General features: G+C 71.5%; 6 protein-coding genes. 3 read left to right on the forward strand and 3 right to left on the reverse strand.

The window, feature by feature from the left end; all coding sequences use genetic code 11:
• Positions 1 to 160 precede the first annotated feature (160 nt).
• Both ACWGH4_RS24700 and ACWGH4_RS24705 read right to left on the reverse strand, forming a co-directional pair.
• On the reverse strand, positions 161 to 2,140 hold the full coding sequence (locus ACWGH4_RS24700) for a sigma-70 family RNA polymerase sigma factor (protein ID WP_453464660.1): 1,980 nt from the start codon (positions 2,138 to 2,140) through the stop codon (positions 161 to 163).
• Between the two features lie 193 nt (positions 2,141 to 2,333).
• Complete coding sequence (locus tag ACWGH4_RS24705) at positions 2,334 to 3,119, reverse strand: TetR/AcrR family transcriptional regulator (RefSeq protein WP_453464670.1); 786 nt, start codon at positions 3,117 to 3,119, stop codon at positions 2,334 to 2,336.
• 324 nt (positions 3,120 to 3,443) lie between these two features.
• Here ACWGH4_RS24705 and ACWGH4_RS24710 point away from each other — a divergent pair, with 324 nt between their 5' ends.
• Together ACWGH4_RS24710 and ACWGH4_RS24715 are read left to right on the forward strand one after the other, a co-directional pair.
• Positions 3,444 to 4,919: an NAD(P)/FAD-dependent oxidoreductase gene (locus ACWGH4_RS24710; protein ID WP_453464663.1), complete on the forward strand. Its 1,476-nt coding sequence runs from the start codon at positions 3,444 to 3,446 to the stop codon at positions 4,917 to 4,919.
• A gap of 127 nt (positions 4,920 to 5,046) precedes the next feature.
• On the forward strand, positions 5,047 to 6,726 hold the full coding sequence (locus ACWGH4_RS24715) for an ATP-binding SpoIIE family protein phosphatase (RefSeq protein WP_453464666.1): 1,680 nt from the start codon (positions 5,047 to 5,049) through the stop codon (positions 6,724 to 6,726).
• A 19-nt stretch (positions 6,727 to 6,745) separates the two neighbouring features.
• On the opposite strand, the gene ACWGH4_RS24720 is transcribed toward ACWGH4_RS24715, so the two are convergent.
• On the reverse strand, positions 6,746 to 8,020 hold the full coding sequence (locus ACWGH4_RS24720) for an MFS transporter (protein ID WP_453464673.1): 1,275 nt from the start codon (positions 8,018 to 8,020) through the stop codon (positions 6,746 to 6,748).
• A 160-nt stretch (positions 8,021 to 8,180) separates the two neighbouring features.
• Here ACWGH4_RS24720 and ACWGH4_RS24725 point away from each other — a divergent pair, with 160 nt between their 5' ends.
• Complete coding sequence (locus tag ACWGH4_RS24725) at positions 8,181 to 8,750, forward strand: MarR family winged helix-turn-helix transcriptional regulator (protein ID WP_005315409.1); 570 nt, start codon at positions 8,181 to 8,183, stop codon at positions 8,748 to 8,750.
• The last annotated feature ends 329 nt before the right edge of the window (positions 8,751 to 9,079 follow it).

Here is a 9,079-nt window from a genome sequence, read left to right on the forward strand (position 1 = left end):
GCGCGGGGGTGCGGTGGGGGTCCCCCCACGCCGCCAGGCGTAGGGGAGGAGCCCCCGAAACACCGCGCGGAGCGCGGTGACGGGTCCGGGCGGAGCCCGGTTGCGGGAAGGGGCGGGTAGGGGAAACGGCCCCGCGCAGCGCCCCCCAGCGGCCCCGCCCCTACTCGCAGGTGATGCGTGACTCCGCCCAGTCCGCCAGCGCCACCTGGTCCCGTGCGGTCTCCGGTTCCGCCACCAGGCGGATGGTGCTGCGGCCGGTGATGGGCACGTGGACCGGGACCGCCGGTTCGCCGCTGCGGACGACGGGGGAGCTCCACAGCCGCGTCCCGTCCCCGTACACCGAGAAGCGCACCGCGCCCATGCCCAGGCCGCGCGTCAGGTCGTCGATGCCGACGAATGCTTCGTACGTGGTGCACCGGCGGTTGAGGTCGATGGTGATGGACGACTTGGCGTGCGTGGTCGCCCCGTGCGCGTACTGCGTGCCGCCGATGGACATGGACGAGCGTTGCCAGAGCCAGCTGCTCTCGCCGAGCCGGACCTCCGGGCGCGTGTGGTCGCCGAAGGTCCCGTAGTCGAGGCGGTTCACCTGGTAGACCTCCGGCGCGGGCGGCGGAGGCGTGGGTGTGGGAGTGGGTGTGGGCGACTGCGTGGGTGTGGGCGTCGGGGAAGGCGGCGGCTCCGGCGTGGGGCTCGGCTTCGGCGGCGTGGGCTTCGGGGGTGCCGGCTCGGGCTCCGACGCCGCCACGGCTTCGACGACCGGCGGCGAATTCGGCACGGGCGGGGCCGGGGACTCCGGCTCGGGCGTGGGCGGCGGTACGACGGGCTGGGCGACCGGCGGCTTCGCCACAGGATCCGGGACCGGTTGCGGGTCACCGGAAAGCGCCCAGACCAGTCCGGCGGCCGCGACCGCGGCGACAGCGGCCGCGATGCCCACCTTCGCCGGGGCCCCGAGGCCTTCGGCCGCGGCACCGCCCGCGGCACCGCCGGCGGTGCTCCCGGTGGCGGCCGCCGCCGCTCCGGCTCCTGCGGCGCCCACGGCGCCGCCCGCCACGATGCCCGCGGCCTTGAGGGAGTACCCCGCAGCGAACCAGCCGATCACCGCGATCGGCAGCAGCGCCGGAATGCCCGCGTTGACATGCGCCAGTTCACCCGCGGCGAGCCGGCACTTGACGCACTCGTCCAGGTGCTTGCGAAGCCCGCGTTCCGCCCGCATGCGCAGACCGCCGCGGGCGTAGGCGCCCAGCCGGTCCGCGTAGCGCGCGCAGCCGCCGCCCGTGGTGAGCGCGGTGCTCACATGGGCCTGGAGGTAGGCCTGCTTGAGGCCTTCGCGGGCCCGGCTCGCGAGCACCGCGGTCGCGTTGGCGGTCAGCCCGAAGAGCGGTGCGACGTCGCTCGGCGACTCCTCCTCGACGGTGGTGTGCCACAGCACCGCCTGCCAGCGCTCCGGCAGTGACCGGAACGCCTGCATGGCGAGTGACCGTTCCGCCTCGTGCATCGCCCGTACGTCCGCGCCGAGGTCGAGGGTGTCCTCGTTCGACGCGTCGGCGCTGCGGGCCGCCTCCGTGGCGAAAGCCGCGAAGTCCTCGACCAGTTGCTCCCGCTTCGCGGTCTTCATCCAGTTCGCGGCGACGCGCCGGACCGTGGTGAGCAGGTAGGCCCGTACGGCCTGCTCGGGCCCGGCGCCGCCGCGCACCGCCTGCAGCGTCCGGGCGAACACCTCCGCAGTCAGGTCGTCGGCGGTGTCGGCGTCCCGGCAACAGGTGCGGGCATAGCGCCGGATGGCGTCCGCGTGGCGGCGGAACAGCTCCTCGTACGCGCTGTCGTCGCCGTCCCGCATGCGCAGAATCAATTCTGCGTCTGCCGGTGGCAGTTCGCGGGGCGGGGGCAGCACCGAGCCGTGGCTGCCGGCCTCCCGCTGCTGCGGCACCGCGTAGTGGTTCTGCGGATCCGCAGGTTCCGCGGAGAGCGCCCTGGACACGTCCGGCGCACTGTCCGTCGGCTGCCCCGCCGCGCCGGCCGGTCCCGCCCCGCCCGCGGAATCATCTCGGCCGCCCTGGCTGGGCACCGGGGAGGCGGACAGCCCGTCCGCCTCCGGCCCGGCCGCGCCGCTCAGCGACTCGTCCCGCCCGTCACCGCTCATCGCGGAAGCCCCCGTAAGCACCTACAGACCCGAACACCGGGCAAGCGTGCCACACAGCGGCCCTACGCCGAACCCCTCCGTACGGCAACCACCCGTCCGGGGAAACTTCCACGGATCCGGTTCCTCTGCCTCACTCGTAAGAGGCACACTGCGGCGGGCGTGCGGACACGGCGTGTTGACGTGCGGGCAGCGTTCACACCGCCCGGGGGCGCAGGCCCTCGAGCAGAATGTCCAGCAGCCGGGCCGAGGCAGCCTCCTGCTGTGCGGCGTCGGGCAGCGAGGGCGCGGCGGTGGCTATCACCAGCAGCACGTCCGCCACGGTCACATCACCCCGAAGCTCGCCCGCCGCACGGGCCCGCTCCACGAGCCGGCCCACCACCTCCAGCAGATCCGCCGCACCGCTGTCGTCGCTGTCGTCCAGCTCCTCAGCCGGCATCGGTCGTGGCGCCACCACACGCAGCCCGGGCTGTGCCACCGCCCGCTGCTGCGGCACCCGGGTGTCGTCCAGTGGCTCGGTGTCGGTGACGACGGTCGGCTCGTCACCGTCGACGCCCACCCGCAGCACTTGCGGCGGCAGCAGACGACCGGCGCCGGACGCCACCGACGTGCGCAGGAAACGCGCGAGAGCCGACCACGGCTCCTCCTCCTGCCCGAGCGCGGTGCGCGCCTGTTCGGTCAGTCGGGACGTCTCCTCCTCGGCTATCCGGCGCACCAGGACGTCCTTGCTGGGAAAGCGGCGGTACACCGTCCCCACGCCGACCCGCGCACGCCGGGCGACGTCCTCCATCGGCGCGCCGTAGCCAAGCTCGCCGAACACTTCGCGCGCCGCCCGCAACACGTGCTCGAGATTGCGCTGCGCGTCCACCCGCAGCGGCGCGGAGCGGCTGGTCCCGCCCGATCCCGCGCGCCCGCTCCCATTGCCGTCGGCCGCCGATGCCGGCGCGACGGCAGTCTGCCAATGCGAATCCTGAATATGCATGAGCGTTCCCCCGGTCATGTCGTCTCCCCCCGGAGACCTCCCCGCTGTCCGCCGGGCATGTCGTGACCCGACACCCCGACCGAGTACGAACATAGTTGAGCCCGAGTCAATTCAGAAGGGGGTACTTCCGCACGGAGCGCCCCCCGATCGGAGCAAGGGCCGGAAGGTTCCCTATTACGCCCCGGGACCCTGACCCACCCGCCATGTCTGACCTGCGTGGCTTCCTTTTTGCCCCGAGCTGGGCGCGGAGCCGCCGGAAGCCGTCTTCCGGTCACACAATTTGCCGGGCCTGTGGACAAACTCCCGAGGCCGTTGCCTCATGGGATGGTGAAGGCTGCAAACACCCGGGGCACGACCCCCGGCACCCCGCCGCGCGAACGCATTCTCGTCGTCGGCGGCGGTTACGTCGGGATGTACACCGCGCTGCGCCTCCAGCGGAAGCTGAAGCACGAGCTGGCGCGTGGCGAGATGGAAATCGTCGTGGTCACGCCCGACCCCTATATGACGTATCAGCCGTTCCTCCCGGAGGCCGCGGCCGGTTCCATCTCCCCACGCCATGTCGTGGTCCCCCTCCGCCGTGTTCTCGACAGATGCACCATCGTCATCGGCGAGGCCAAGGCCGTCGACCACGCGAAGCGCACGGCGACGGTCAGCACGCTCGCGACCGAGGAGGAGGGCGCCGGCGCCGTCGAGATCATCTATGACGAGCTGGTCATCGCGCCCGGGTCCATCTCCCGCACCCTTCCCGTCCCCGGCCTCGCCGACTTCGGCATCGGTTTCAAGACGGTCGAGGAGGCGATCGGCCTGCGCAACCACGTCATCGAACAGATGGACATCGCCTCGTCGACCCGGGACCCGGCCATCCGCGACGCCGCCCTGACCTTCGTCTTCGTCGGCGGCGGCTACGCGGGCGTCGAAGCCCTCGCCGAGCTCGAGGACATGGCCCGTTACACCTCCCGCTACTACTACAACATCAAGCCGGAGGACCTGAAGTGGATCCTCGTCGAGGCACAGGGGCGCATCCTCCCCGAGGTCGGCGAGCAGATGGGCAGGTACGCCGTACGTGAGCTGCGCGCCCGGAACATCGACGTACGCCTGGAGACGCGCCTCGACTCCTGCGAGGACCGTGTCGCCGTCCTGAGCGACGGCTCGCGCTTCCCCACCCGGACGCTCGTGTGGACGGCAGGCGTCAAACCCGCCCCGGTCCTCGCCGCCACCGACCTGCCCCTGAACGGGCGGGGGCGGCTCAAGTGCACCGCCCGTCTCTCCGTCGAAGGCGTCGACCACGCCTGGGCCGCCGGTGACGCCGCGGCCGTCCCGGACCTGACGTCCGACAAGCCCGAGGCCGAGTGCGCGCCCAACGCCCAGCACGCCGTACGCCAGACCAAGGTGCTCGTGGAGAACCTCGTGGCCTCGCTGCGCGGCGCGCCCATGCAGGACTACGCGCACAAATACGCGGGATCAGTCGCGTCCCTCGGCCTGCACAAGGGCGTCGCGCACGTCTACGGGCGCAAGCTGAAGGGCTATCCGGCCTGGCTGATGCACCGGGTCTACCACCTCAGCCGGGTGCCGACCTTCAACCGCAAGGCACGAGTGTTGGCCGAATGGACCCTCTCCGGGCTCTTCAAGCGTGAGATCGTCTCTCTCGGCTCGCTGGAACACCCGCGCGCCGAGTTCGCACTCGCGGCGGGAGGCGAACGACCGGCGAACGGCTCGAAGGAGCAGCCGTCCGCCGGCCAGAAGGAAGGGCCCCAGGAGCAGTCGGCCGACGGGTCACCCGACGGTCCCGCGGGGACCTGACGGCGGTTCGGCAACTCGGGAAAGACGACTGTCAGTCCGGTCGGCCACACTTGACGTGTGACCATAGGTGGGCTCACACCTGCACAGAGTGACCCTTGGCGACGATCCCATTGAGGCTAGAAAGTCAGTGAACTTCACGCGTTGGAGCGCCAGGCTCCCCGGTACGCAGCGCCGCGCCGCGGCGCGGGGAACCGACCGAGGGCTCTCCCCGGCGCAGCGGTCCGAGGGCTCCGTGCCCGCGGCCCGCGGCGAGTACGGTCACTCCGAGCCCCCGCCCGACGTCCCGGCGCTGGAAGACTTCTCCGTACCGGAGATGCTCGGCCGCCTGCCCGCCCTCGTCGCGCTCGTCTACGGCCCCGATCACCGCATCGCCTACGTGAACGACGCCTACGCCGCCGCCTTCGGGCCGCGGCAGGCCGGATCGCCTGCCGCCGACGTGTGCCCCGAGCTCACGGAGCTGGGCCTGCTGCCGCTGATGGACCAGGTGCTGTGCAGCGGCAAGCCGCGCACGGTCAAGTCCCGCAGGATCCAGGGCGGTGGGGAGTCGGCCCGGCGGGGCGAGGGGTCGTACACGATCACCTGCCTGCCCGCTGAGCGCGCGGACGGCAGCAAGGAGACCGAGGGCGTGTTCGTCTTCGCGGCCGACGTCACCGACCACGCGGACGCGGCGGAGCGTCTGCGGGCCAGCGAGCGCCGGCATCGGGAGACGGCCGTGACGCTTCAGCGTTCGCTGCTCCCGCAGGAACTGGAACAGCCCGACGATCTCCGCTTCGCCGCCACCTACCAGCCCGGCGGTATCGACGCCGCGGTCGGCGGCGACTGGTACGACGTGATCACGCTCGGCGCGGGACGCACGGCGCTCGTCATCGGAGACGTGATGGGCCGCGGCGTGCGCGCCGCCGCCGTCATGGGCCAGCTGAGGACAGCGGTCCGTGCCTACGCCCGCCTCGACCTCCCGCCGCACGAGGTCCTCCAGCTGCTGGACGGCCTGGCCTCCGAGATCGACGCCAGCCAGATCGCCACCTGTGTGTACGCCGTACACGACCCGAACGAGGGCCGGCTCGTCTACGCCTCCGCCGGCCATCTGCCGATCCTCGTGCGCGACGAGGACGGCATGGTCCACAAGGCGGCGGAACCGACCGGACCGCCACTCGGCACCGGCGGCTGGCTGCACACCTCGGGCGCCATCGACCTGCCGCCCGGTTCCACCGCCGTCCTCTATACGGACGGCCTCGTGGAACGCCGTGGCGAGGACATCGACGAAGGGGTGGCCGCGCTGGAGCGCGCGCTGTCCGGGGCGACGGGCAGCCCGCAGGTGGTCTGCGACCGGCTGATCCGTTCCCTCGGCGTCACCGCGGAGCACGACGACGACGTCGCCGTGCTCGTCCTTCAGCACCCGACGCGGAAGGGGGCGGACGCCGAGCTGTTCCACAACGCCGCCCTGGACCTGCTCGGCGGTATCGAGGCGGCGCCGCGTGCCCGGGCCTTCGCGTCAGGGGTCCTCGCCTCGTGGCGGTTCTCGCCGGAGCTGCACGACCTCGGTGTGCTGGCCGTCAGTGAACTGGTCGCCAACTCCCTCCAGCACGGCACCCCGCCCATGCGGCTCAGACTCCGCCGTACCGACCGCCGGCTGATCGTCGAGGTGACGGACGGGGACGACCATCTGCCGCGCCGCCGCCGCGCCGAGACGGAGGACGAGGCGGGCCGCGGGATCTCCATCATCGCGACGATCGCCTCGTCCTGGGGGAGCCGACGCACCCCGGGCGGCGGCAAAGCGGTCTGGTGCGAGTTCGCCCTTCCGCGCTGAAGCCCAGGGACCCGGGGCCTCAGCGGGCGGAGGCGACCGCTTCCTCGGGCTTGTGCACGGCGACCACGCGGGTCCTCGCCGCGAGCGACGGCCGGTCCTGCACCGGAGTGAGCCGCTTGCCCAGGCGCAGCGCCAGCACCGTGACCGACAACGAGAACAGCACGAACGTCACGATGTACGGGCCGTGCAGCGCGGCGCCCATCGGCCCGCCGACGGCCGGGCCCACCGCCAGAGCGAGCTGCTTGACCAGCGCGAAGGCCGAGTTGTACTGCCCGACCATGGCCTCCGGCGCCAGGTCCGCGACCAGCGGTGCCACGGTCGGCGAGAGCATCGCCTCCCCGAGGCCGAACAGCGCGTACGTCGAGATGAACGCGGCCGTCGCCATGGCCTGGCTGCCGTGGCCGAGGCCCGCGTAGCCGGCCGCCAGCCACGCCACGGCCCAGATGAGCCCGACCGAGGCGATGACCCTGCTGCGCCTGCGCCGCTCCACGAACCTCAGCACCAGGAACTGCGCGAGCACGATGACCGCCGTGTTGGCCGCGAGGGCCGTGCCGAGGGTCGCGGGCTCGATACCGGCGGCCTCCGTGCCGTATGCGGCGAGACCCGACTCGAACTGGCCGTAGCAGGCGAAGAAGAGGACGAAGCCCAGGACGAGCAGCTGCACCATGGCCCGGTGGCCGAGCAGTGCTCGCAGGCCGCCCTTGGCGCCGGTCTCCGCGCCGGAGGGACGCGAGTCGTGGAGCGTCGGGGAGTGGGGGAGCCGCACGGTCAGGGCGATCGCCGCGAGCACGAGGAACATGGCCGCCTCGATACCGAACAGCAGGGTGAAGCTCGCCGGCCGGCTCTCGTCGACGATGTGTCCGCCGATCAGGCCACCGACGCCGAGCCCCAGGTTCTGCAGGAAGAACTGTGTGGCGAAGGCACGGGTGCGGGTCGCCGTCTCCGAGCACCAGACGATCATCGTGGCGAGCGCGGGCTGCATCACGGCCGTGCCGGCGCCGAGCAGCGCGGCTGACAGTACGACTGCCGGGATGCTGCCGGAGAGACCCATGCCGACGGCTCCCGCGGAGGCGAGCACGGCGGCGGCCACGAGCACGGGCAGAGGCCCCCGGCGGTCGATGATCCGCCCGGTGAAGGGCAGAGCGACGAGCGCGGCCATCGCGAAGACGGCGAGCACGGCACCCGCTGTGCTCGCGCCCAGCTCGCGCACCTGCGCCACATAGACGTAGAGGTACGGAACGGTGAAGCCGAGCCCGAACGCGCTCAGCGCGTTCCCCGCCTGGATCCGGCGCATCGCTGCACCCTTCGCCTTGGTCACACTCACCTGCTTCTGGTCGAGAAGCCCCTCGAGTCCGTAGGACTGAACCCTGAAGACTTCAACACTAAAGTTCAATGCTGAAGAGTACACATCGAAGGACTTCAATGCCAACGAGTGCCGTGCCATACTTCGGCGCATGCCTACCGAGACCCCCGAGGCCTCCCTGACGTCCGGCCCGCACGAGCCGAGCCTCGACGAGCAGATCGCTGCCTACCAGCGCGAATTCGGCGATCTCGACCCGCAGGTCGAGAAGGTGGTCTCCGCCCTCGGCCGGCTCAACCGCCGGATGAACGTCGCGTACGGCCGCCAGGTCGCCGACCTCGGCATCAGCAACACCGAGTGGGAAGTCCTGAAGACGCTGGTGCTCTCGGGCTCCCCCTATCGCATGGGACCCGGTGAACTCGCCAAGCGCCTGGGGCTCACCCCCGCCGCGATGACGCACCGCATCGACCGCATGGCCGGCGAAGGCCTGGTCACCCGCGACCGAGACGAGAACAACCGGGTGCGGGTGATCGTCGAGCTGACGGACGAGGGCCGCGCCAAGTGGCTCGAGGCGATGCGCATGGCGACGAACTTCGAGGAGGACCTGCTCCAGGACCTCTCGGGCGACGAGCGGGCGGTCCTCGGCGAGCTGCTCATCCGCGTGCTGCGCCGTGTGGAACACGACCAACCGGACGCCGGCGGGCGGCTCACCGACCTGGATTAGCGGGGCCGCGGGGCAGGGTTGACACGGACCTCTGCGATCCGTAAGGTTCTTCGAGTTGTCACGGGGCCGGAACGGTTCTGCGACAGCCATCCCGCCGCGAACGCGGCAACCAAACTCAGCACGATCTCCCAGCCGGGATGAATTTCGGCATGCCGAAATTCATTTCGAAAGCTCGATTATGAGCCGCCCGGGAAATCCGCTAGAGTTTGAGCGTCGGAACGGCCCAACAGCCGGGAAGACAACTCCCGCTGACCGGGAATCAGGCCCGAAAGAGTCTGATAGAGTCGGAACCGCCGGAAGGCCGAAAGGCCGGAAAGCACACCGAGGAA

It is taken from the genome of Streptomyces sp. NPDC054847, assembly GCF_053610925.1.

Bases quoted from the DNA above. Each gene is read 5' to 3' on its own strand.
- ACWGH4_RS24700 (WP_453464660.1), bottom strand. From the start codon at position 2,140: ATGAGCGGTGACGGGCGGGACGAGTCGCTGAGCGGCGCGGCCGGGCCG.
- ACWGH4_RS24705 (WP_453464670.1), bottom strand. From the start codon at position 3,119: ATGCATATTCAGGATTCGCATTGGCAGACTGCCGTCGCGCCGGCATCG.
- ACWGH4_RS24710 (WP_453464663.1), top strand. From the start codon at position 3,444: ATGGTGAAGGCTGCAAACACCCGGGGCACGACCCCCGGCACCCCGCCG.
- ACWGH4_RS24720 (WP_453464673.1), bottom strand. From the start codon at position 8,020: ATGCGCCGGATCCAGGCGGGGAACGCGCTGAGCGCGTTCGGGCTCGGC.
- ACWGH4_RS24725 (WP_005315409.1), top strand. From the start codon at position 8,181: ATGCCTACCGAGACCCCCGAGGCCTCCCTGACGTCCGGCCCGCACGAG.